Here is a 20,683-nt window from a genome sequence, read left to right as displayed (position 1 = left end):
CGGTCGGACCGACGGCGGCGGGACCGGCAGGCATTGCCGCGGGCTTAGCCGGTGCCGCTTTGGTCGAAGCTGCGGGAGCGGACTTCTCGGCTTCCTTGCCCTTATCCATTGCGGCAGGCACGGCGGATGCTTTTTCTCCCGCCTTGACCGGTTCGCTCTTGGTGGAAGCCGCAGGCGCAGGCTTTTCAGCTTCTTTGTCCTTGCCAGCTACGGCAGGTGCAGCAGACATTTTTTCTTCCATCTTCGTTGTCTCGCCCTTGGTAGTGGTCGTAGGCGCTGGCTTTTCGGTTTCTTTGCTCTTGTCAGCTTCGGCAGGAGCGTCGGCCGGTTTCTCTTCCGCCTTGACCGCCTCGCTCTTGGCAGGAACCACAGACGCAGACTTTTCGGTTTCTTTGTCCTTGTCAGCCACAAGGGGTACAACAGGCGTTTTCTCTTCCGCTTTGGTCGGATCAGACTTGATAGGAGCTGTAGGCGCGGGTTTCTCGTTCTGTTTGTCCTTATCAGCGGCAGGAACAGCGGGCGGCTTCTCCTCCGATCTGCTCGGCTCGTCCGCAGAGAGCGTCACCAGCTTGCCAGGGATAACTGCCTTTGGGTCGAGCGACTGCGCCTTGTGATAAAACCGCGCCTCTTCCAATGTCATTTCGTATACAAGAGCAGGGATCGTGGTTTTCTTGGCAAGCTCGCTCGCCTTGCGGCGGCGCTGACCTGCCAAAAGCTGATACATTCCGTCCTCGCTGCGGCGGACGATGATCGGCTCACGGACGCCGACCGACTGGATACTGCTGACAAGGCCGCCTAAGTCCTTTGGCGTGTAGGTGCGGATGTTCACAATGCCGGGGAGATCGCGTATCTGCGCGAGCGGGATCTGCTGGGGTGTAGGGGGTGCGTTGCCAGGGGATGTGGTTTTGCTGGTTTCAGTTGCCATTTCAATACCTCCATGTTTTTTGATTTATGCTAAAATTGCGTCCCACCGTGGGACACATTTCTAACCGGTGTCATGCCGCACGGCGGCAGAATAATAAGGGCCCATCGTCAGCGGCGCGTTGTAAAGCGTCGTAAGCAGATAAGCCCTTATGTTTCGGATTTGTGTGGTCGTCTGGCGCAGACCGTCGATGACGTACCTGATGTGCTCGGCGTCAAGCTGCCGGTATCGCTCCTTGACGGCGCTCGCCGGAAGAATGTCTCCGCCGATACGCATGGTCGTCGATGTGCTGCAAAGCGTATCAACGATCAGCTCCAACAGGCAGTCCACATCGTCATACGGATAGCTTTTCTGTAGGTCAACGTAGTTGATCTGCTCCATGACTTCTTTTCTGCACTCGTATCGCTCCATCTCCATTTCGTGGGATTGGATAGATGGATCAGGATAACTAAACTCAGGTTTATTTCTATTAGGATAACTTGCATCGGTTTTTCCGAGGTCTGCACATCGGGATTGCCGAGGTCTTGACATCGACTTTTCCGATGTCTGGAAGTCGGAAAAATCGATGTCTGCACCTCTGCCGGTATCAGGGCATTGCGCGGATGGCTCAGCCGTGTCCGCTGGAAGCTCCCGCGTCGTAAAGCGCTTGACATATATTTTCGTCGGCTTACCCTGTCCCTGTTTGATTCGTTCGATCAGGCCAACGCCCTTCTTCGTATCCAACTCGGAGAGCAGCTTGAGCGCCTTATCGTTACCGCAGCCCATGTCTGTCCTAATCTCATCCGCGGTGTAGTAGATGTAGACGCGGCTTTGCTCGTCGTACCAGCCGTTCTTTGCAGACAGGCTCATACGGTCAAGCAGCATACCATAGAGCAGCTTCGCGTCTGTTGATAGTCCCTTGAAGCGCGGACTTGTGATAAGCAGGCGAGGGATTCGGAAGTAGCTGAATTGTTCGGATTCATCGCCGTAAAAGTAATCGGTCAGCAGCATCTCTGTCATTTTTTTCACCTCCTGCGGGCATGAAAAAGGCACGATTTGAAAATTACATCAAATCGTGCCTTTTTCGCCTATTGAATTGTGTCAGTTCGGGTCGTTTTTCTGGTAACTGCCTCTAAATTTAACATTTGAAGTCGTGGGCTTTACCAGTAGAACCCCGAAGCGTCTCTTTATTTTCTCGTGTTTTCGGGAGATCAGACCGCAGCCTTCTTCTCCTTCTTGTTCTCAGCCCTCTGGATGAGCAGGATAACGATCAGAATGGCGAGGCCGGCAAGGTCGGTGACCGTACCGGGGATGACCATCAGCAGACCGCCGGCGATCAGCGCGATACGGGAGTACCACTTCAGGTCGTGGATCAGATAGCCCATGAAGCCGGAGGCGATGGAGGCCATGCCGAGCGTCGCGGAGATAACGATGGAGGCAACGCCGAAGAAGGTGACATCGCCGACGAAGATCATCGCATTGTTATAAGCGAAGATGTAGGGGATGATGAATGCCGCGATCGCCAGACGTGTGGCGTTGAGCGCGGTCTTCATCGGGGGCGCCTTGGCGATGGCAGCACCGGCATAAGCCGCGAGCGCAACGGGAGGCGTGATGTCGGCGACGATGCCGAAGTAGAACACGAACATATTGGCAGCCAGAATGTGCATGTTCATACCGTTGATGAGGATGGGCGCGCAGGTGGAGGCCATGATGATGTAGTTCGCGGTGGTGGGCACGCCCATGCCGAGGATGATGCAGCAGATCATCGTGAGGAACAGGGCGATGAACAGGTTGCCGCCGGAGAGCTTGACCACATAGGTGATCAGCTTGCCGCCGAGACCGGTCATCGTGATGCACACGGAGATGATGCCGGCGATACCGCAGGCGATGCCGATGGACAGGCAGTTCTTGCCGCCGTTTTCAAGGCCGTTGACGAACTTGCTCGGGGTCATGCGGTCGTCCTTATTGATGATACCGACCACGATGGCAACGATGGTGCCGTAGATGGCGCTCTTGGCCATGGTCTGACCGGCGACGACCATCCAGGTCAGGACGATCAGGGGCAGGAGCAGATAGATTTTCGGCAGCAGGAGCTTCCACTTGGGCAGCTCCTCACGCTTGAGGCCGACGAGGCCGAGCTTCTTCGCCTTGAAGTGGACGCCGAGGAAGATGCCGAGGAAGTAGAGGAACGCCGGCAGGATCGCACGGACGATGATGTCGGCATACTCATAGCCGGTCATTTCCGCCATGATGAACGCCGCAGCGCCCATGATGGGGGGCATGATCTGGCCGCCGGTGGAGGACGCAGCCTCGACCGCGCCGGCAAACTCGGGGGGATAGCCGGTCTTCTTCATCATCGGGATGGTCACGGAACCGGTGGTAACGGTGTTGCCGACGGAGGAACCGGAGACCATGCCGCACAGGGCGGAGGAGACGACCGCGACCTTCGCGGGACCGCCGGACGCCCAGCCGACCAGCGCGTTCGCGCAGTCGATGAAGAAGTTGGCGACACCGGTCGCCTCAAGGAACGCGCCGAACAGCAGGAACAGCGCAATGTAGGTCGAGCAGACGGAGATCGGCGTACCGATGATGCCGTTGGTGGTATAGAAGATGTTGTAGACCACCAGGTCCAGGCTCATGCCGCGGCCGATGAAGGCGTAGAGCACAAAGCAGCCCGCCACGACCAGAATGGGAAGGCCCACCGCGCGGCGGCAGCACTCCGCGAGCACCAACGTGCCGATGATGCCAAGGATGACCTCGGTCTGGCCGATGGCGATGCCCATCGCCACAATCCTCTTGAAGTTGGCAACATAGTAGAAATAGGGAATACAGCCCGCGACAGCGAGCAGGATATCATACCACGGCATGGAGTTGGGCTTTACATTGCCCTTCTTCACGGGGTAGATAAAGAATGTGAACAGGATCACAAAGCCGACGAACAGGCAGCGGCGGATCTGGCCGCTCCAGGTGGCCCACAGGTTCATGTAGACCATAAAGAGCATAAAGGCGGCCAGCACATAGCGCAGGATCTTCTTCGGCGTGCCCTCCCAGACACGGGTGTTGGACTCGCGGTCATACTTTTTCATGATCGCGTCAACGTCTTCCATCGTACCGACTTCAACGTCTACGCTTTCAACGACGACCTCTTCGTCCAAGACTTTCTTTTCAGCGTCAGTCATTGGTGTTTTTCTCCTCCTTTTTATTGGTGAACACTGTGACGTCAATAGAGGAAGAACTCATAATTGAGCGTCACCAGCGAATTTCTTCCACACAAATCACGCAGACTGATATCCGGACCGTCCTTTACCTTCAAAAAGAAGTCGTAAACGGTGGCCACGGCATAACAGACTCCGGTTCTATCCTGATGTATGCCGGTGATGAGCATGGCTCCGTCGTCGGTATAGCTGAGCTCCTCTCCGGGATTCAGCTCCACCTGCACGCCGGCGCCGTAAGCATAGTACTTACACTCCTCGGCATAGATCTTTCCTTCACTGATCTCAAAGGTGTCCGTCAGCGGATATTGGTTGACGGAATGCTTAAAGGTAATGGAAAAGCGATCCCCCTCGTCCATGCGGTAGCGCGCATAGAGCTCGCCGCTGTCCTTATTGCGGAGCGTCAGGTAATAGCCGGCGCGGGGAATCAAGAGGGAGGCCGCTGCAATAATCAAGACTATTGCAGCGGCCATGCTTATGCGTTGTCGCAGTTGCACTTTCGCACTCTTTCAGGATTGGGTGTTCTTACAGAACGCCAATCTCCTTGTAGTACTTCTCGGCGCCGGGATGCAGGTCGAAGGAGCCGGCAACAGCACCCTCGGGGCTCAGGAAGCCGAACTTGGCCTGAGCTTTGGCCAGGTCAGCCTGATTGTCGAACATGGCCTTGGTGATCTCATAGACGACATCCTCGCTGAGGTCCTTGGAGGCGGTGAAGACGGCCTTGACGGCGACGCAGACGGTCTCGTCCGCAACGCAGGTGTAGGTGTTGGCGGGCAGGTTATCCTGGACGAGGAACGGATAGTTGGTGGTCAGATAGGAAACAGCCTCATCGCTGAGGGAGGGCATATTGAAGTTGTAGGCGGTGGCGAGGTCGGTCAGAGCGGGGGTGGGGGCGCCGGAAACGGTGAAGGCCGCATCGCACTGGCCGTTCTTGAGGGCCTCAGCGCCGCCGGAGAAGGAGTCGTACATGACCTTGATATCGTCGAAGGTCATGCCGTAGGCCTCGAGGACCTGAGCCGCGTTCAGAGCGGTACCGGAGCCGACGTCGCCGACGCAGACGGTCTTGCCCTTGAGGTCTTCAATGCTGGTGATGGAGGGAGCGGTGACGAGCTGGACGGTCTCGTTGTAAACGCCCGCGACCCACAGGGAGTTCTTGTCGGCAGCGCCGTCGAACATGGTCTCACCGCCGGAGCCGTTGTGAGCATAGTTCAGAACGTCGGACTGCAGGATGGACATCTGGGCCTGGTTGGCGGTGACGAGCTGGACGTTCGCCTTGGAGGCGCCGGAGTCGACAGCGGTGAGCTTGGACAGGCTCAGCTTGTCGCCGATGGTGGTGACGAGCGCGTTACCAACGGCATAGTAAGTACCGGTGGTGCCGCCGGTGGCGATGACGATGTCGACGGGAGCGGCGGGGTTATCGGTCTGCTGGGTGTCGCCGTCGGTGTTGGGGGTACCACCTTCCTTGCTGCCGCAGGCAACAAGAGCGAAGATCATAGCGACGGACAGGATGAGGGCTAAGAACTTTTTCATACGCAATCTCCTTTTCGTTTTACCGTTTCGGCAACGTTACCGCCGGTCGGGAGCATTCTGCACAACGTTGTCCAATGTTGTGCATGAGCGTCGGCCGGCGCTTCTTCGTTTTGCAAAACGGCCAATGTACCTCTTTGAGGCATAGCCATTATAACTTATTGCAAGTTTTATTGCAAGATACTTTTGCACTTTTGGCTATTCGCACAAAATTAAGGCGGAATCCATTTTTCTTAGCCCTTTCTTTTTCCGCTCGTTCCGTTATTTCACACAAATTTTTTGGTGACGACAAATTTTTACTTTTTCTTCATATATAAATTTTTCATGCACCTTATTCGAATTTATGCAAGTTTTCCTTCACCGTCCGTCATTTTGGCTAAATCCAAGGCAAAAAAACAGTCACTCTGACGAGTGACTGTTTTTCCAAAAAGATCGGTTTACTTCTGCTCCTTGTTGTCCACAACGCGCTTGAGCAGGGCGGAGAACTCGTCCACGCTCATCGCGCCGAGATCGCCGTCCGCGCGGTGGCGCGGGGAGACGGTACCGTTCTCCATGTCGCGGTCGCCGACGATGACCATGTAGGGCACCTTCTCGGTCTGCGCGTCGCGGATCTTGCGGCCGATCTTCTCGTTGCGGTAATCGACCTCGGTGCGGAAGCCCATGTCTTCGAGCTTCTTGGCCTGCTCGGCGCAGTAGTCGGCGGCGCGATCGGTGACGGGCAGGAAGCGCACCTGCTCGGGCGCCATCCACGTCGGCAGCGCGCCGGCATACTCCTCGATGAGGTAGGCGAGCGTGCGCTCGTAGCAGCCGAGAGAAGTGCGGTGGATGATGTACGGCAGCTTCTTCTCGCCGTTTTCGTCGATGTAGTACATGCCGAAGCGCTCGGCGAGCAACATGTCGATCTGGATGGTGACGAGGGTGTCTTCCTTGCCGTAGACGTTCTTATACTGGATGTCGAGCTTCGGGCCGTAGAATGCGGCCTCGTCGATGCCGATGGTGTAGTCGACGTCGAGGTCCTTGAGGATGCGCTCCATCACGCTCTGGGCGTGATCCCACTGCTCCTTCGTGCCCTCGTACTTGTTGTTCGGGTTCGCGGGATCCCACTGGGAGAAGCGGAACGTGCACTTGTCAAGAAGGCCGACGGTGCCGAGGCAGTACTTGGCAAGGTCGAGGCAGCCCTTGAACTCCTCTTCGAGCTGGTCGGGACGCAGGACGAGGTGACCTTCGGAGATCGTGAACTGACGCACGCGGATGAGGCCGTGCATCTCGCCGGAATCCTCGTTGCGGAACAGCGTCGAGGTCTCGCCCAGGCGCATCGGCAGGTCGCGGTAGGAGCGCTGGCGGTTCAGGTAGACCTGATACTGGAACGGGCAGGTCATCGGGCGCAGGGCGAAGCACTCCTTCGTCTCGTCATACGGGTCGCCGAGGATGAACATGCCGTCGAGATAGTGATCCCAGTGGCCGGAGATCTTGTAAAGGTCGCGCTTGGCCATCAGCGGGGTCTTGGTGAGAAGATAGCCGCGCTTCTGCTCGGTATCCTCGACCCAGCGCTGGAGCACCTGCACGACGCGCGCGCCCTTGGGCAGCAGCACCGGAAGACCCTGACCGATGCAGTCGACGGTGGTGAAATATTCGAGCTCGCGGCCGAGCTTGTTGTGGTCGCGCTTGACGGCCTCCTCGCGCTCTTTGAGGTAGGCGTCCAGCTCTTCCTTCTTCGGGAAAGCGACGCCGTAGATGCGCTGGAGCGTTTCACGCTTGCTGTCGCCGCGCCAGTAGGCGGCGTTGCAGGCAGTCAGCTTGATGGCGTTGCCCTTGATGCGGCCGGTGGAATCGAGATGCGGGCCGGCGCAGAGGTCGGTGAACTCGCCCTGCTTATAGAAGCTGATGTGCGCGTCGGCAGGCAGATCGTTGATGAGCTCGACCTTGAACGGCTCGTCCTTCTCCTCCATGAACTTGATGGCTTCCTCGCGCGGCAGCTCAAAGCGCTCGAGCTTGAGCTTTTCCTTGCAGATCTTGCGCATCTCCGCCTCGATCTGCTCCAGATGCTCCGGCGTAAAGGCGAAGGGAGCGAGCAGATCGTAGTAGAAGCCGGTCTCGATGCTGGGGCCGATGGCGAGCTTCACCTCGGGCCACAGGCGCTTGACCGCCTGCGCCAGCACATGGGAGCAGGTGTGCCAATAGGTCTTGCGGTACTCGGGATTTTCAAAGCTGTACTGGTTTTCTTCGTTGATCTTGACTTCTTCGGACATTTCAGTTACCTCCATTTGACTCTGAGGGTGCAAAAATGCTTCACCCCCGACGGTATCAGGGGTGAAGCATTGCTATACTCCACGGTTCCACCCTGCTTGCGCGTTTGCGCCGCTTGTGTCCGCTGTAACGGGCGAACCCGTCCCGCTCGTCGCGGGCTGCTCGGGAGTGGTACGGCCGCCGCTCACGCAGGACGCTTGCACCGAAATGCGTCCCTCTCTGTGCGGTGCTCTGCGGTTTCTTCTCCGTCGATGCTGGTTTGATGGATAGCAGTATACGCCGTCGCCGCGGATTTGTCAAGGGGCAGGCTCAGAACCCGGGTGGCTGATTTTTGCGCGGCTTGTCGTCGTCCCTGCCGCCGAAAAGGCCGGAGAAAAATCCGCCGCTTTCCAGCTCGTGCCCGCAAACGCACTTCTTTTCGCTCATGGTGTTCCTCCCCTTTCCGGTGTTGAGAAAAAGAGCCGGTCGAAACCGGCTCTTTTTCTGTTATATTTTGTCGAAAAATTACTTGCTGTAATCATAGAAGCCCTTGCCGGACTTCTTGCCGAGCTGGCCGCCGCGGACCATCTTCTTGAGCAGCAGGGCGGGACGGTACTTGGGATCGCCGGTCTCCTCGAGCAGCACGTTCATGATGGCGAGGCAGACGTCCAGGCCGATGAAGTCGCCGAGGGCGAGGGGGCCCATGGGATGATTCGCACCGAGCATCATGGCCTTGTCGATATCCTCGACGGAGGCGACGCCAGTCTCAACGAGGCCGATGGCTTCGTTGATCATGGGGATGAGGATCTTGTTGACGACGAAGCCAGGAGCCTCGGCGACCTCGACCGGCTGCTTGCCGATCTCCTCGGAGAGCTTGTAGATGAAGTCGAAGGTCTCCTGCGTGGTGTTCGCGCCGCGGATGACCTCGACGAGCTTCATGCTGGGAACGGGATTGAAGAAGTGCATACCGATGACGGGGTGCTTGAGGCCCAGGCCCATCTCGGTGACGGACAGAGAGGAGGTGTTGGTGGCAAAGATGGTGGATTCCTTGCACAGCTCATCCAGCTCGCTGAGCATGGCGCGCTTGTACGCCATCTCTTCCTTGGCGCACTCAATGACGAGGTCGGCATCGGCGGCGGCGGACTTCTCCTCCACGAAGATATTCGCCATCAGGGCATCCTTGGCCTCCTGAGTCATCTTGCCCTTCTCGACGCGCTTCTGCAGGGAAGCGTCGAGCTTGTCCTTGTGGCGCTGCGCGGAAGCGACGCTGGACGCGTACATCAGAGTGGTGTGGCCGTGTGCCGCGAAGACCTGCGCGATGCCGCTGCCCATGGTGCCGGCGCCGAAAACTGCAACTTTCATTTTTGTGTTCCTCCTATGAATTGAAATTTATAAATTGTCAAGTAACGCTTACTTGTTGGTGAACGGTTCGTGCTTGCGCTTTTCGAGGAAGGCGCCCATGCCCTCCTGCTGGTCGGCGGTCCCGAAGCAGGAGCCGAAGGCCTTCTCCTCGACCACCACGGCCTCGTCCATCGGGAGGTCAAGCCCCTCGTTGATGGCCTTCTTCGCCGCGCGCACCGCGATGGGCGCGTTCGCAGCGATCTGAGAGGCGAGCTTCTCCGCCGCAGTGTAAAGCTCCGCGAGCGGATAGACGGCGTTGACCAGACCGATGCGCAGGGCCTCGTCCGCCTTGATGTTGCGGGCGGTGTAGACCATCTGCTTGGCCATGCCGGGGCCGACCAGACGCGCGAGGCGCTGGGTGCCGCCGAAGCCGGGAGTGATGCCGAGACCCGTCTCGGGCTGACCGAACACGGCGGTATCGGAGCAGATGCGGAAATCACAGCTCATGGCGAGCTCACAGCCGCCGCCGAGCGCGTAGCCGCCGACCGCCGCGATGGTGGGAATGGGCAGGGTCTCGAGCTTGCGCATCACGTCGTTGCCCTGCTTGCCGAAGCTCTCGCCCTCGGCCTTGGTGAGGCCTTTCATCTGCGCAATGTCCGCGCCGGCGACAAAGGACTTCTCCCCCGCGCCGCGCACGATCAGGCAGCGGACGGCGTCGAGGTCAATGGCGTCGAGCGCCGCGTCAAGGTCGGCGAGCACCTGCGAGTTGAGCGCGTTGAGCGCCTCGGGACGGTTGATGATGAGATACGCGACCGCGCCCTGCGGTTCATAGGTCACGAAAGACATGGTATGCCCTCCTTGTTTTCTCTTAATGGGGCTATTATATGCAATTCCCCCGCGTTTTGCAAGAGGAATATCATTTCATTTGAAATTATTTCCAGTTTGATCACATTTTTTGCAAGAATTGATTCATTTCTGACAATGTAACGCAGTTCCTGCGGCAAATTCCTCTTTGCTGACGGAAAGACTTCATTTTTCTCTTGTGTTATCGCCGCGTTTCCGCTATGATAGGCAGGAAATGAACGCAAAAAGCGAGGTATTTCCCCATGCGAATGAGAAAGAAAAAGAACCTGCTGCCGCGCATGGAGCGCTGCGCGGCGCTGCAGATCAAGGACCCCATCGCGCACCGCGGCCATTGGCGCGAGCTGATGCCGGAGGCCCGCGAGCTGCGTGTTGAGCTGGGCTGCGGCAAGGGACGCTTCACCGCGGGCACCGCCGCCGCGGAGCCCGACGTGCTGTTCGTGGCGGTGGAGATGGTGCCCGACGCGATGGTGGTCGCCATGGAGCGCTGCGCCGCCGAGGGGCTTCTGAACGTCCGCTTCATCGACGCGAACGCGAACATCCTGCCCGAGTTTTTCGCCCTGGGCGAGGTCGACCGCATCTACATCAACTTCTGCGACCCGTGGCCGACGAAGCGCCACGCCAAGCGCCGCCTGACGCACGGCAATTTCCTCAAGCTCTATCGCAAGGTGCTCAAGGACGGCGGGCAGATTCATTTCAAGACGGACAACGCCCCGCTTTTCGCCTGGTCGGTGGAGGAGATCCCGCAGTTTGGCTTTACGCTCTCCGAGGTCACGGACGATCTGCACGCGAACGGCGCCGTCGGTGTGATGACCGACTACGAGGCGAAATTCCACGAGCTGGGCACGCCCATCCACCGTCTAGTCGCCACGATGACGCCGTGGGAGGAGCCGGAGGAAGAATAACGGCCGCGCAACGCGCGGCGTATAGCAAAGGGGGTATTCTCTACCGTAGAGAATACCCCCTTTAGAACCCCAAGAGAGCGCAAGGGGCAAGCCCCTTGACCCCCGAGCCGCTCATATTAAATCAGCTTTCAGCAACCGTATGAGAGTGCATCGGCGCGGCGCAGCCGCGCTTTTTGCGGCTTTCGATTTGATCTGCTCCTTGCGGCCGCTGCCGCTCTGCGGTGGGGACTGAAGGCATCGGCCTTCGGCGACACCGCTTTTTTGCGCGAAAAAGCGGTGAGAAAACGCGCGAGGGGGCGCACCCCCTCAACCCCGCCATCGGAAGCCTGACAATAGGCCGACTGCACGCGCTGCGCAAAGGCGTGCGTGCAGCTTCTTGTTGCGGCTTTTGATTTGGGCTGCTTCTTGCGGCCGCTGCCGCTCTGCGGTGAGGACTGAAGGCATCAGCCTTCGGCGGCACCGCTTTTTTGCGCGAAAAAGCGGTGAGAAAACGCGCGGGGGGCGCACCCCCTCAACCCCGCCATCGGAAGCCTGACAATAGGCCGACTGCACGCGCTGCGCAAAGGAGTGCGTGCAGCTTCTTGTTGCGGCTTTCGATTTGGGCTGCTCCTTGCGGCCGCTGCCGCTCTGCGGCGGGGTCACGGACTATTTCTTTTTCGGCGGAGCAAACGTGTCTGTACGGCCAAGGAGATAATCGGTCGTCGTTCCGTAAATATCCGCAAGCTTCAATAAAATAGAAGTCGGAATATCATTTTCTCCCGTCTCATATTTTGAATATCCGGTCTGCGACATACCGAGCATGGCTGCAAGCTCTTTTTGCGTCCAGTCTCTATCCTCGCGCAGATCGCGCAAACGCTGATACATTCTTATCACCCCGTCAGCACTATACGGCAACCTGAAACAGGGTATTGCAGCGTAACCTGTTTCAGGTTATAATGTGCTATAAGGAGTGATTTTTATGCCGACTTATGAGAATATGTATTATTATCTCGAGCACTCGATCCGCGAGGCGCTGCAGGACTTGGAACAGCAAAATTTCGGCGCGGCAAAAAAGACGCTTACGCAGGCGCGTGAGGTCACTGAAAAAATGCGTCGTGTCATCGTCGGCAAAAACGACGTCTACGAGTGCTTCCGAAACCCCTATGACCTCATAGAGCGGTAGACCCGAAACCCCGCCGCAGAGCGGCAGCGGCCGCAAGGAGCAGACCAAATCGAAAGCCGCGCCAAGCATTGCAGGCAGTATTTTGCACAGCGCGTGCAGTCGCAGCTTCGTAGAAAACCGGCGATGGCAGGTCAAGGGCGCAGCCCTTGCGCTCTCTTGGGGTTTCAAAGGGGTCATTCTCTACGGTAGAGAATGACCCCTTTGTTATAAAAAAAAGAGACGCCTTACAGCGTCTCTTTTCGTTTGCACTTTTTACGCGTTCTTCGCGAGGTCGCAAAGAGCGGTGAACGCGACGGCGTCGTTGATCGCCATCTCGCTGAGCATCTTGCGGTTGATCTCGATGCCCTTGACCTTCAGACCGTGCATGAAGGTGGAGTAGTTCATGCCGTTCATCTTGCAGGCGGCGGAGATGCGGGTGATCCACAGGCTGCGGAAATCTCTCTTCTTGAGCTTGCGGCCGGTGTAAGCGTAGGTCAGGGACTTCATCACGGCCTGGTTGGCCATCTTGAAGTGGCGGGATTTGTTGCCCCAGTAGCCCTTCGCGAGCTTCAGAGTCTTGTTTCTTCTTTTGCGCGTCATCATCGCGCCCTTAACACGTGCCATATCAGTAAGCCTCCTTAAAGCGTATCGTAATTATCTTATTTGTAGGGGATCATCTTGCGGATGGTGCCGGCAACGGTAGCGTCGGCATAGCCGCCCGCACGCAGGTGACGGGTACGCTTGGTGGGCTTCTTGGTCAGGATGTGGCTCTTGAAGGCCTTGGCCATCTTGACCTTGCCAGTCTTGGTCAGGTTGAATCTTTTCTTGGAACCGCTGTGGGTCTTCAGCTTGGGCATGGTAGTTTCTCCTTTTCGTATATTGTGTTACTTTCCGGTCTTGGGGGAAAGGAATATGGACATACTGCGTCCTTCCAGCTTGGGCTCTTTATCCAATGTCGCCACCTCGGCACACTGCTCGGCGAAGCGCACCAACAGGTCTTTGCCGATGTCGGTATGCGCCATCTCGCGGCCGCGGAAGCGGACCGAGACCTTGACGCGGTTGCCGTCGGCAAGGAACTTCTGGGCATTCTTGAGCTTTGTGTTGAAATCGCCGACATCGATGCCGGGCGACATACGGATCTCTTTGATCTCGACCACGTGCTGGTTCTTCTTCGCTTCCTTTTCGCGCTTGCCCTGTTCAAAGCGGAACTTGCCGTAGTCCATGAGCTTGCACACGGGGGGCGTAGCCTGCGGGGAGATCTTGACGAGGTCAAGCCCCTGCTCGTCGGCGATCCGCTGCGCCTGGGCGGCAGACATGATGCCGAGCTGCTCACCGGTGGAACCGATCAGACGGATCTCGCTGTCTCGAATGTCCTCATTGAGCTGATGCACATCCTTGCTAATACCGAAGCACCTCCATTAAATGATTTGACCAAACAAAAACGAGCGCAGCCATGCCGCACCCGTACAACAAACGCAAAGCGCCCACGCGCTTTTTCGATCATTGACCTTCTCGCTTTCGCTAAAGGTGAGAACGGATGCTGCCGTTCTTCTTTGTTTTGCGTAGGTATGATACCACCTCCACCGCCGTTTGTCAACGATAATTTGCGGAAAAATGCCGTGAAGAAGAAATTTTTCCATTTTTCGGCCGCGCTGCGGATTTTTGCGCGCCGTGTATAGTTTTTCCGCCGCGCGGAAAAACTATCTGCCGTAGCAGAACAAAGGAAAGGAGGCGGGCACATGAAGGAGAAGAACCAGAACAAGGAGCAGAACACCAATCAGAACCAGGAGCAGAACCAGAACACCAACCAGCGCTGAGCTTGCATAAGAATGGGAAGGGGACGGCACGAGGCCGTCCCCTTCCCGTGTTTCTTCCCGCAAATCTTTTCTTGTATTTTCCGGTGAGGTTTTATATAATAGGTGCGTTATCATTCAGGAAAGGAAGCGGCGCATGACAGACGCGATCGTGCAATGGCTGCTCTCGGCCGGCGAGGGAAAATTCCTTGCGACCGTGCTCATTTCGATGCTGCCGGTCATCGAGCTGCGCGGCGGGCTGCCCGCCGGCGTAGCAATGGGGCTTCCGCTCCGCGATGCCTTTTTCGCGGCGCTGCTCGGCAATCTGCTTCCCGTTCCGTTTATCATCCTTTTTGCGCGCAGGGGCTTTGCGTGGATCCGCGCCCATATCCCGCGCCTCGGGCGCTGGGTCGACCGGATCGAGCAGAAGGCCTGGAGCAAGAGCGATAAGGTCGTGCGCTATCAGGCGTGGGGGCTGCTGCTCTTTGTCGCCGTGCCGCTGCCCGGCACGGGCGCGTGGACCGGCGCGCTGATCGCGGCGCTGCTCGATCTGCGGCTCAAGCTTGCCGTGCCCGCCATCACCGCCGGCGTGTTCCTTGCGGGCATCATCATTTCACTTCTCACCTACGGAGCTGCTGCGCTGCTATGAAAATTCTCGTTTTTTCCGACTCCCACGGCAATGAGGACAACATGATCCGCGCCGTGGAGCGTGAGCGCCCCTCCACGCTCGACGCCATCGTTCACCTCGGCGACGGCTGGCGCGACGCGGAGGCGCTGCACCGCCTGTATCCCCGCATCCCGCTCGAGCAGGTGCCGGGCAACTGCGACCTCGGCCGCTTTGAGGAGCGCGAGCGCGTCGTCTTCTTCGGCGACTGCCGCGTGCTGCTCTGCCACGGGCACACGCTGGGCGTGAAGTCCTCGCTGCTGCGCGCGTCCTACGAGGCGCGAGAGCGCGGCGCGCAGGCGCTGCTTTACGGGCACACGCACATCCCGCACATCGACTACCACGATGGGCTGTGGCTCGTCAATCCCGGCAGCATCGGCGACCATCGCCGCCCGTCCTACGGGGTGCTGACGGTCGAGGAGGACAAGCTCTCCCCCGCAAATTTTACTTTGGAATAAAAATAAATCAGGAGATGACCCTACCATGCCCTCCGAACCCTTGATCGCGCTTGCGCTGAGCCTGCTCATCAGTCTTGCTCCCTTTCTGCCGGCGGCGGAAAAGTCCGCGCCCGAGGAGGAGCCCGCCCCCGCCGTCGAGGAGCAGCCCGCCCTCAGCGCGGAGCAGCTTGCCGCGCTCGCGCAGACGCCCGCCTCGTGGTTCGACGAGCCGGCCCTGCTGGACGCGCTGTCGAAGCTGCCGCACTACGACGAGACCCGCGCGCAGCGTTACCTTGCCTACCGCACCGGCGGCGCCTGGACGCTCGAGCAGGTGCTGCGCATCGTGAACACGGACAACGATCTGCCGCGCTTTACCGCCGCGGTGGATGCGGACCCGGACGACGGCGATCTCATTCTGGTCAACAAATATAGCCGTCTCGCGAGCGACTATGTGCCGGAGGGGCTTGTGACGGTCGAGCCCGCCTACTCCAACGGCGGCAAGCTCAAGAGCGAGGTCAACGACGCCTTCTGCGACCTGGTCGAGGCCATGTGGGCGGAGACCGGGCTGCACCTTGTCAACGCCTCGCCCTACCGCAGCTACCAGACGCAGAAGAACCTCTACGCCCGCTACCGCACGCAGTACAGCGAGGCAACGACCGACCGTTTCTCCGCCCGCGCGGGCTACAGCGAGCATCAGACCGGTCTTGCGCTGGACGTCATCGCTCCCGGCGGTACGCTCAACGGCTTCAAGAACACACAGCAGTTCGTCTGGATGCGCGACAACGCCCACCGCTTCGGCTTCATCCTGCGCTACGGCGACGGCATGGAGTACATCACCGGCTACAAGTTCGAGCCATGGCACTACCGCTACGTCGGCGTCGACGTCGCGACGTTCATCTATGAAAACGATCTCACGTTCGAGGAATACTACGCCTATTATGTAAAAAAATAAGCCGCCCTCCGGCAGCTTTACGGCAAAAAAGAAACAGCCCTTGACCGCTTTTTCTCTCGCGCGGTCAAGGGCTATTTCTCTGCGCTCTTATTATCTAACATCCTTGGTTACCTCTCTTTCTGCAAAGTCGGCGGCACCGGATAACGCTTGCTCATGGTGTCACTCTCGCTCTATATCAACACCGCAGGAGGCGGTGAACTCCGTTTATGACGTTTCAACATTCGAGAGTGCCGGGACCGGTCGTCGGTGCCTTCGGGATCAGCTGTACATTGGACTCACCCTTTCTTGAGGTGCTTTTACTATAGCACATCTCCGCGCCCCGCACAAGCCGCCGAACGCACGAAAAAGGCAGGGAGAAAACTGTGCATGGCTCTGAACTTTTCGCTTTCGCGCAGTTTTGTGTTGACACGGTAAACCGCGAAATGATATAGTATAAGCGTTGTGGGGCATTTTCCCCGCAAAAAGGGAAGCTCCGGCGGCTGCCGGAGCTTCCCTTTTTATTCTTTTATTCCACGGTGACGGATTTGGCAAGGTTGCGGGGCTTATCAATGTCACAGCCGCGCTGGAGCGCGATGTAGTACGAGAAGAGCTGGAGCGGCACGACGCCGAGCGAGGGCAGCAGCATCGCGGCCGTATCGGGAATGGTGAGGACGTGATCGACGGTCTTTGCCATTTCGCCGCGGTGGCTCTCCGTGGTGAGTGCCAGCACATCCGCGCCGCGGGCCTTGACCTCAACGACGTTGCTCATCGCCTTATCAAAGAGCGGGCCGTAGGTGCCCAGCGCGATGACGAGCGTGCCGTCCTCGATGAGAGAGATCGTGCCGTGCTTGAGCTCGCCGGAGGCGTAGGCCTCGGAGTGGATGTAGCTGATCTCCTTGAGCTTGAGCGAGCCTTCGAGGCCGAGCGCGTAGTCAAGGTTGCGGCCGATGAAGAAGACGCTCTCGTGGTGGAAGTGCTGCGCGGCGTACTTCTGAATGTCCTCGCAATGGCCGAGCGTTTCCTTCACCTTGTCGGGCAGGAGCGCAAGCTCACGCACCGTGTCGGCGTATTCCTCCTCCTTCACCGTACCGAGGATCTTGGCGAAGCAGAGGCCGACCATATCCAGCACGGCGAGCTGCGTGGAATACGCCTTGGTGGTGGCGACGGCGATCTCGGGGCCAGCCCAGGTGTAGAGCACGTCGTCGCTCTCGCGGGCGATGGACGAGCCGACCACGTTGACGATGGAGAGGATGTACGCGCCGCGCTTTTTCGCCTCGCGCAGCGCCGCCATGGTGTCGAGCGTTTCGCCGGACTGGCTGATGATGATGACGAGCGTCCTATCGTCCACGATGGGGTCGCTGTAGCGGAACTCGCTCGCCAGCGCGACCTCGACGTTGCGGCGCAGCAGATGCTCCAGATTGTACTTGCCGACCATGCCGACGTGGTAGCTCGAGCCGCAGGCGACGATGAAGATGCGGTCAAAGCCCCGAATTTTCTCCGGCGTGAGCTTGAGATCGTCGAACACGACCTCGCCGCCGCGCAGACGCGGCGCGATGGCGTGGCGCAGGGCATCGGGCTGCTCCATGATCTCCTTGAGCATGAAGTGCGGATAGCCGCCCTTCTCCGCCGCGCTGACCTCCCACTCGATGTGGTGATGCTCCTTTTCGATGGGCTGCTGCATGGCGTTGTAGAGCTGGATGCCGCCGCGGGTGAGCACGGCGATCTCGCCGTCGTCCATATACACCACGTCGCGCGTGTGCTTGATGATGGCGGTCGCGTCGCTCGCGAGGAAGCTGCAGCCCTCGCCGAAGCCGAGCAGCAGCGGCGCGTCCTTGCGCGCGGCGATGATGCGGTCGGGACAATCGGCGCAGAGCATACCGAGCGCGTAGGCGCCCTCGATGCGGCGCAGCACGCGGCCCACGGACTCGAAGAAGTCGCCGCACTCGTTGTAGTAAAACTCGAGCAGCTGCGCCACGACCTCGGTATCCGTTTCGGATCTGAAGGTCACGCCCTGCGAGATCAGAAATTCCTTGAGCTCGACATAGTTTTCGATGATGCCGTTGTGGATGACGGCAAACTTGCCGTTCTCGCTGACGTGGGGGTGGGAGTTGACGTCGTTCGGCGCGCCGTGGGTCGCCCAGCGGGTATGGCCCATGCCGATGGTGCCCTCCACATCCGCGCCGCCGTGGACGAGGTCGCTCAAGGCCTTGAGCCGGCCCACGGTTTTTTTGACCTGAAGCTCATGCCGCGGCGAAACGACCGCGATACCGGCGCTGTCATAGCCGCGGTATTCCAGACGGGCGAGGCCGTCGAGCAAAATGGGGGCAGCCTGCTCGCTGCCGACGTATCCAACGATACCACACATAAAAAAGTTCTCCTTTATGATCACAAAAGTCTCTGCGGAGCGCAGGGCTCCGCCGCAGGGCGCAATACGCCCTGCGCGATCAAAAAGGGAAACGCACAGAGATTTCACCTTTTCCGTTCCGTCACAGTCCCTTTGTTCCGCGGTCGCCCGCGTATTTGTCGGCTGTGTGCGCGCCGGAACCGCACGGGGAGGCATCCGCCGAAAAATTCGATCACCTCCCGCCTCGTCGTCCTCCGCGAGGGAGGCTCATGGCGCTTTGTCGGTTTTGAGCCGAAAACTCCTTTCTTTGTCTGTGCTTTGAAAATGGAATCTATCTCCACCGTCAGGATATGACGGTGGAAGGCAATAAAATGTTCCCACACGGGGCAAAATAAGGCGAAAAATCCTTACGGGAGGCTCCGCCATGGTCACCGCTTTTGTGCGCACGATCCTTTTATACTTCATCATCATGCTCGGTCTGCGGCTGATGGGCAAGCGCCAGATCGGCGAGCTGGAGCCGACCGAGCTGGTGCTCACGATGCTCATTTCCGACCTTGCCGCCGTGCCGATGCAGGATTTCGGCATCCCGCTGCTCAACGGCGTGGTGCCGATCGTGACGCTGCTCGCGCTGTCGATGCTGCTCTCGTATGGCTGTATGCGCTCCATCCGGCTACGGCGGCTCGTGTGCGGCAGCCCGACCACGCTCATCAAGGACGGTCAGCTTCAGCAAGCCGCCATGCGGGCGAACCGCTTCACGCTCGACGAGCTCATCGAGGCGCTGCGCAGTCAGGGCGTGACCGACCTCACGACGGTGAAGTACGCCATTCTGGAGACGGACGGGCAGCTCTCCGTGCTGCTCTACCCCGCCGAGCAGCCGGCGACGCCGAAGCAGCTTGGGCGCGCGGTGAAGGACGATCTTTTCCTCCCGCAGGTGCTCATCAACGACGGGCGCGTGCTCGACGGCGGCCTTGCCTATCGTGGCCTGACGCGCGGCTGGCTCACGCAGGAGCTTTCCTCGCGCGGCTATCGCAGCCCCTCGGAGGTGCTGCTCCTCACCATCGACGACGCGGGCAAGATCCTCTGCATCGGAAAGGAGGGGGCGAAATGAGGCATTGGCTCTCTCCCCTGCTGGTGCTCGCGCTGCTCTTCGGCGGCGCGATGGCCAACGCGCGTTACGTCTCAAAAAGCGTGGACGGCTGGTGCGCGGGCGTGGAGGTCTCCCTTGCCGCCGCCGAGGCGGAGGACTGGGAGGGGGCGCGCGAAGCGCTCGGCGCGGTGTATGCCTCCTGGGACGCGCGGCAGACCTACTTTCACATCATGGTCGAGCACGCGGAGCTGGACGCGGCGGAGGCGCTTTTCGCCGTTTCGCACAGCTTCGCCGAAAGCGAGGACGGCGCAGAGTTCCGCGCCAACACCGCCGAGCTGCTCACGCAGCTGCGGCTGCTCGACGAGATGGAGGAAATCTCGATCAAGAATATACTTTAAGGCGGCACCGCGCGATTCGGTGAAGCACGAAGACGCAATTGTGCGGTGTCGCCTTAGGTCTTGTCCGCAAGGAGCTTGTTGAGCTCGTGCATGAAGGTGTCGATGTCCTTGAACTGGCGGTAGACGGAGGCGAAGCGGACGTAGGCGACCTCGTCCACGCTGCGCAGCTTGTCCATCACCTGCTCGCCGATGGCCTCGGTCGAGACCTCGCGTTCGAGGGAGTTTTGCAGGTTCTGCTCGATCTCCTCGCTGATGCGCTCGAGCTCGTCGAACGACACGGGACGCTTTTCGCAGGCACGGATCATGCCGCGCAGGACCTTGCTCCGGTCGAAGCTCTGGCGGCTGCCGTCCTTCTTGATGACGACCATCGGCAGGCTCTCCACCGTCTCATAGGTGGTGAAACGCTTTTCGCACGACAGGCACTCGCGGCGGCGGCGGATGCTGCTGCCCTCCTCCGCCGGGCGGGAGTCGACGACCTTGCTTTCCTTGTAACCGCAGTAGGGGCATTTCATGGGCTCGCACCTCATTTTCTTTGGTTTGGATATACTTCCAGTTTTATTGTAGCACAGTCCTTTGCAAAATGGTAGACATAATTTTCAGTTTTTTCAAAATATAGGGGCCTTCCTTCGGTCAAAGGCGTAGATGATGTGGGGTTCTCCGCCGATCTCCTCCACGCGCGCGAAGCAGAACAGCTCCGGGAGCGGCCAGGGCCGCGCGGGCGAATACGGCAGGGCAAGCTCCAACCGTCCGCCGTTCTCGCGCCGCAGGGCGCGGGAAAAGGTCAGCTCCCAGCGGGCGCTCGGAAAGCGCACCGGCGCGCCGCGCCGCCAGACCGCCTGATCGTCCATGCTCCCGCCTCCCCACAAAAAAGCTGCCTGTACACTCTATGCACAGGCAGCCTTGCTTATTTCGGTT

General features: G+C 59.1%; 22 protein-coding genes. 7 read left to right on the top strand and 15 right to left on the bottom strand.

The genetic code is table 11. From position 1 onward, the window contains the following. The 8 genes from KQI17_RS10765 to KQI17_RS10730 form a co-directional block, all read right to left on the bottom strand. Positions 1 to 925 (bottom strand): ParB N-terminal domain-containing protein (locus KQI17_RS10765; protein ID WP_216496233.1); only part of this gene is annotated, 925 nt, incomplete at its 3' end. A 60-nt stretch (positions 926 to 985) separates the two neighbouring features. Further along, a complete protein-coding gene (locus tag KQI17_RS10760; RefSeq protein ID WP_216496232.1) occupies positions 986 to 1,921 on the bottom strand; it encodes a DUF6017 domain-containing protein in 936 nt (311 codons plus the stop codon). A gap of 191 nt (positions 1,922 to 2,112) precedes the next feature. Continuing rightward, positions 2,113 to 4,080, bottom strand: a complete 1,968-nt coding sequence (locus tag KQI17_RS10755) for a TRAP transporter permease (protein ID WP_216496231.1) — start codon at positions 4,078 to 4,080, stop codon at positions 2,113 to 2,115. Between the two features lie 41 nt (positions 4,081 to 4,121). Continuing rightward, the gene (locus tag KQI17_RS10750) at positions 4,122 to 4,568 is read right to left on the bottom strand and encodes a DUF1850 domain-containing protein (protein ID WP_216496230.1); all 447 of its coding nucleotides are present in this window, start codon (positions 4,566 to 4,568) and stop codon (positions 4,122 to 4,124) included. Between the two features lie 70 nt (positions 4,569 to 4,638). After that, entirely contained in the window at positions 4,639 to 5,643 is a 1,005-nt protein-coding gene (locus tag KQI17_RS10745; RefSeq protein WP_216496229.1) for a TAXI family TRAP transporter solute-binding subunit, read from the bottom strand. 434 nt (positions 5,644 to 6,077) lie between these two features. Further along, positions 6,078 to 7,889: a threonine--tRNA ligase gene (gene thrS / locus KQI17_RS10740; RefSeq protein ID WP_253285789.1), complete on the bottom strand. Its 1,812-nt coding sequence runs from the start codon at positions 7,887 to 7,889 to the stop codon at positions 6,078 to 6,080. A gap of 502 nt (positions 7,890 to 8,391) precedes the next feature. Beyond that, positions 8,392 to 9,228, bottom strand: a complete 837-nt coding sequence (locus KQI17_RS10735; protein ID WP_216496227.1) for a 3-hydroxyacyl-CoA dehydrogenase family protein — start codon at positions 9,226 to 9,228, stop codon at positions 8,392 to 8,394. 48 nt (positions 9,229 to 9,276) lie between these two features. Next, the gene (locus tag KQI17_RS10730) at positions 9,277 to 10,053 is read right to left on the bottom strand and encodes an enoyl-CoA hydratase-related protein (protein WP_216496226.1); all 777 of its coding nucleotides are present in this window, start codon (positions 10,051 to 10,053) and stop codon (positions 9,277 to 9,279) included. A 266-nt stretch (positions 10,054 to 10,319) separates the two neighbouring features. On the opposite strand from KQI17_RS10730, the gene trmB reads away from it, so the two are divergent. Continuing rightward, positions 10,320 to 10,973, top strand: a complete 654-nt coding sequence (gene trmB / locus KQI17_RS10725; RefSeq protein WP_253285788.1) for a tRNA (guanosine(46)-N7)-methyltransferase TrmB — start codon at positions 10,320 to 10,322, stop codon at positions 10,971 to 10,973. 645 nt (positions 10,974 to 11,618) lie between these two features. On the opposite strand, the gene KQI17_RS10720 is transcribed toward trmB, so the two are convergent. Further along, positions 11,619 to 11,837 carry a helix-turn-helix domain-containing protein gene (locus tag KQI17_RS10720; protein ID WP_216496224.1) on the bottom strand — a complete coding sequence of 73 codons (219 nt, stop codon included), beginning with the start codon at positions 11,835 to 11,837 and terminating at the stop codon, positions 11,619 to 11,621. Between the two features lie 94 nt (positions 11,838 to 11,931). Here KQI17_RS10720 and KQI17_RS10715 point away from each other — a divergent pair, with 94 nt between their 5' ends. Further along, on the top strand, positions 11,932 to 12,135 hold the full coding sequence (locus KQI17_RS10715; protein WP_216496223.1) for a hypothetical protein: 204 nt from the start codon (positions 11,932 to 11,934) through the stop codon (positions 12,133 to 12,135). A gap of 252 nt (positions 12,136 to 12,387) precedes the next feature. Here KQI17_RS10715 and rplT read toward each other — a convergent pair whose 3' ends face one another. The 3 genes from rplT to infC are packed head-to-tail and all read right to left on the bottom strand — an operon-like array spanning position 12,388 to position 13,505. Further along, on the bottom strand, positions 12,388 to 12,738 hold the full coding sequence (gene rplT, locus KQI17_RS10710; RefSeq protein WP_022018743.1) for a 50S ribosomal protein L20: 351 nt from the start codon (positions 12,736 to 12,738) through the stop codon (positions 12,388 to 12,390). Positions 12,739 to 12,773: 35 nt separating this feature from the next. Further along, positions 12,774 to 12,971, bottom strand: coding sequence for a 50S ribosomal protein L35 (rpmI, locus tag KQI17_RS10705; RefSeq protein WP_022018742.1), 198 nt, complete (start codon positions 12,969 to 12,971; stop codon positions 12,774 to 12,776). A gap of 27 nt (positions 12,972 to 12,998) precedes the next feature. Beyond that, the gene (infC, locus tag KQI17_RS10700) at positions 12,999 to 13,505 is read right to left on the bottom strand and encodes a translation initiation factor IF-3 (RefSeq protein WP_022018741.1); all 507 of its coding nucleotides are present in this window, start codon (positions 13,503 to 13,505) and stop codon (positions 12,999 to 13,001) included. A gap of 559 nt (positions 13,506 to 14,064) precedes the next feature. On the opposite strand from infC, the gene KQI17_RS10695 reads away from it, so the two are divergent. From KQI17_RS10695 to KQI17_RS10685, 3 genes are read left to right on the top strand one after another with little or no spacing between them, the layout of a single operon-like run. Continuing rightward, positions 14,065 to 14,556: a small multi-drug export protein gene (locus KQI17_RS10695; protein ID WP_253285787.1), complete on the top strand. Its 492-nt coding sequence runs from the start codon at positions 14,065 to 14,067 to the stop codon at positions 14,554 to 14,556. Next, on the top strand, positions 14,553 to 15,029 hold the full coding sequence (locus tag KQI17_RS10690; protein WP_216496222.1) for a metallophosphoesterase: 477 nt from the start codon (positions 14,553 to 14,555) through the stop codon (positions 15,027 to 15,029). Before KQI17_RS10695 ends, KQI17_RS10690 begins: the two co-directional genes overlap by 4 nt. Positions 15,030 to 15,054: 25 nt before the next feature. Beyond that, positions 15,055 to 15,960: a D-alanyl-D-alanine carboxypeptidase family protein gene (locus KQI17_RS10685; RefSeq protein ID WP_216496221.1), complete on the top strand. Its 906-nt coding sequence runs from the start codon at positions 15,055 to 15,057 to the stop codon at positions 15,958 to 15,960. Positions 15,961 to 16,465: 505 nt separating this feature from the next. Here KQI17_RS10685 and glmS read toward each other — a convergent pair. Beyond that, positions 16,466 to 18,304: a glutamine--fructose-6-phosphate transaminase (isomerizing) gene (glmS, locus tag KQI17_RS10680; RefSeq protein WP_216496220.1), complete on the bottom strand. Its 1,839-nt coding sequence runs from the start codon at positions 18,302 to 18,304 to the stop codon at positions 16,466 to 16,468. 403 nt (positions 18,305 to 18,707) lie between these two features. Between glmS and KQI17_RS10675 the strand changes: the two genes are divergently transcribed. Together KQI17_RS10675 and KQI17_RS10670 are read left to right on the top strand one after the other, a co-directional pair. After that, on the top strand, positions 18,708 to 19,391 hold the full coding sequence (locus KQI17_RS10675) for a DUF421 domain-containing protein (RefSeq protein ID WP_216496219.1): 684 nt from the start codon (positions 18,708 to 18,710) through the stop codon (positions 19,389 to 19,391). Beyond that, a complete protein-coding gene (locus KQI17_RS10670; RefSeq protein WP_216496218.1) occupies positions 19,388 to 19,768 on the top strand; it encodes a DUF4363 family protein in 381 nt (126 codons plus the stop codon). Before KQI17_RS10675 ends, KQI17_RS10670 begins: the two co-directional genes overlap by 4 nt. A gap of 53 nt (positions 19,769 to 19,821) precedes the next feature. On the opposite strand, the gene nrdR is transcribed toward KQI17_RS10670, so the two are convergent. Together nrdR and KQI17_RS10660 are read right to left on the bottom strand one after the other, a co-directional pair. Then, positions 19,822 to 20,280: a transcriptional regulator NrdR gene (gene nrdR / locus KQI17_RS10665; protein WP_022018734.1), complete on the bottom strand. Its 459-nt coding sequence runs from the start codon at positions 20,278 to 20,280 to the stop codon at positions 19,822 to 19,824. Positions 20,281 to 20,373: 93 nt separating this feature from the next. Then, positions 20,374 to 20,616: a hypothetical protein gene (locus tag KQI17_RS10660; RefSeq protein WP_022018733.1), complete on the bottom strand. Its 243-nt coding sequence runs from the start codon at positions 20,614 to 20,616 to the stop codon at positions 20,374 to 20,376. Between the last annotated feature and the right edge of the window lie 67 nt (positions 20,617 to 20,683).

Origin of the sequence: Oscillibacter sp. MSJ-31 (assembly GCF_018918025.1) — a bacterium.
In the GTDB taxonomy this organism is placed as follows: domain Bacteria; phylum Bacillota; class Clostridia; order Oscillospirales; family Oscillospiraceae; genus Hominicoprocola.
This window is presented reverse-complemented; position numbering and strand designations above follow the sequence as displayed.

Excerpts from the sequence above, each read along its gene's own strand:
- KQI17_RS10695 (WP_253285787.1), top strand. The coding sequence starts at position 14,065 with ATGACAGACGCGATCGTGCAATGGCTGCTCTCGGCCGGCGAGGGAAAA.
- KQI17_RS10730 (WP_216496226.1), bottom strand. The coding sequence starts at position 10,053 with ATGTCTTTCGTGACCTATGAACCGCAGGGCGCGGTCGCGTATCTCATC.
- KQI17_RS10715 (WP_216496223.1), top strand. The coding sequence starts at position 11,932 with ATGCCGACTTATGAGAATATGTATTATTATCTCGAGCACTCGATCCGC.
- KQI17_RS10745 (WP_216496229.1), bottom strand. The coding sequence starts at position 5,643 with ATGAAAAAGTTCTTAGCCCTCATCCTGTCCGTCGCTATGATCTTCGCT.
- rplT (WP_022018743.1), bottom strand. The coding sequence starts at position 12,738 with ATGGCACGTGTTAAGGGCGCGATGATGACGCGCAAAAGAAGAAACAAG.
- KQI17_RS10735 (WP_216496227.1), bottom strand. The coding sequence starts at position 9,228 with ATGAAAGTTGCAGTTTTCGGCGCCGGCACCATGGGCAGCGGCATCGCG.
- KQI17_RS10720 (WP_216496224.1), bottom strand. The coding sequence starts at position 11,837 with ATGTATCAGCGTTTGCGCGATCTGCGCGAGGATAGAGACTGGACGCAA.
- KQI17_RS10660 (WP_022018733.1), bottom strand. The coding sequence starts at position 20,616 with ATGGACGATCAGGCGGTCTGGCGGCGCGGCGCGCCGGTGCGCTTTCCG.
- KQI17_RS10690 (WP_216496222.1), top strand. The coding sequence starts at position 14,553 with ATGAAAATTCTCGTTTTTTCCGACTCCCACGGCAATGAGGACAACATG.
- KQI17_RS10685 (WP_216496221.1), top strand. The coding sequence starts at position 15,055 with ATGCCCTCCGAACCCTTGATCGCGCTTGCGCTGAGCCTGCTCATCAGT.
- nrdR (WP_022018734.1), bottom strand. The coding sequence starts at position 20,280 with ATGAAATGCCCCTACTGCGGTTACAAGGAAAGCAAGGTCGTCGACTCC.
- trmB (WP_253285788.1), top strand. The coding sequence starts at position 10,320 with ATGAGAAAGAAAAAGAACCTGCTGCCGCGCATGGAGCGCTGCGCGGCG.
- KQI17_RS10760 (WP_216496232.1), bottom strand. The coding sequence starts at position 1,921 with ATGACAGAGATGCTGCTGACCGATTACTTTTACGGCGATGAATCCGAA.
- thrS (WP_253285789.1), bottom strand. The coding sequence starts at position 7,889 with ATGTCCGAAGAAGTCAAGATCAACGAAGAAAACCAGTACAGCTTTGAA.
- KQI17_RS10755 (WP_216496231.1), bottom strand. The coding sequence starts at position 4,080 with ATGACTGACGCTGAAAAGAAAGTCTTGGACGAAGAGGTCGTCGTTGAA.
- rpmI (WP_022018742.1), bottom strand. The coding sequence starts at position 12,971 with ATGCCCAAGCTGAAGACCCACAGCGGTTCCAAGAAAAGATTCAACCTG.
- KQI17_RS10675 (WP_216496219.1), top strand. The coding sequence starts at position 18,708 with ATGGTCACCGCTTTTGTGCGCACGATCCTTTTATACTTCATCATCATG.
- KQI17_RS10670 (WP_216496218.1), top strand. The coding sequence starts at position 19,388 with ATGAGGCATTGGCTCTCTCCCCTGCTGGTGCTCGCGCTGCTCTTCGGC.
- glmS (WP_216496220.1), bottom strand. The coding sequence starts at position 18,304 with ATGTGTGGTATCGTTGGATACGTCGGCAGCGAGCAGGCTGCCCCCATT.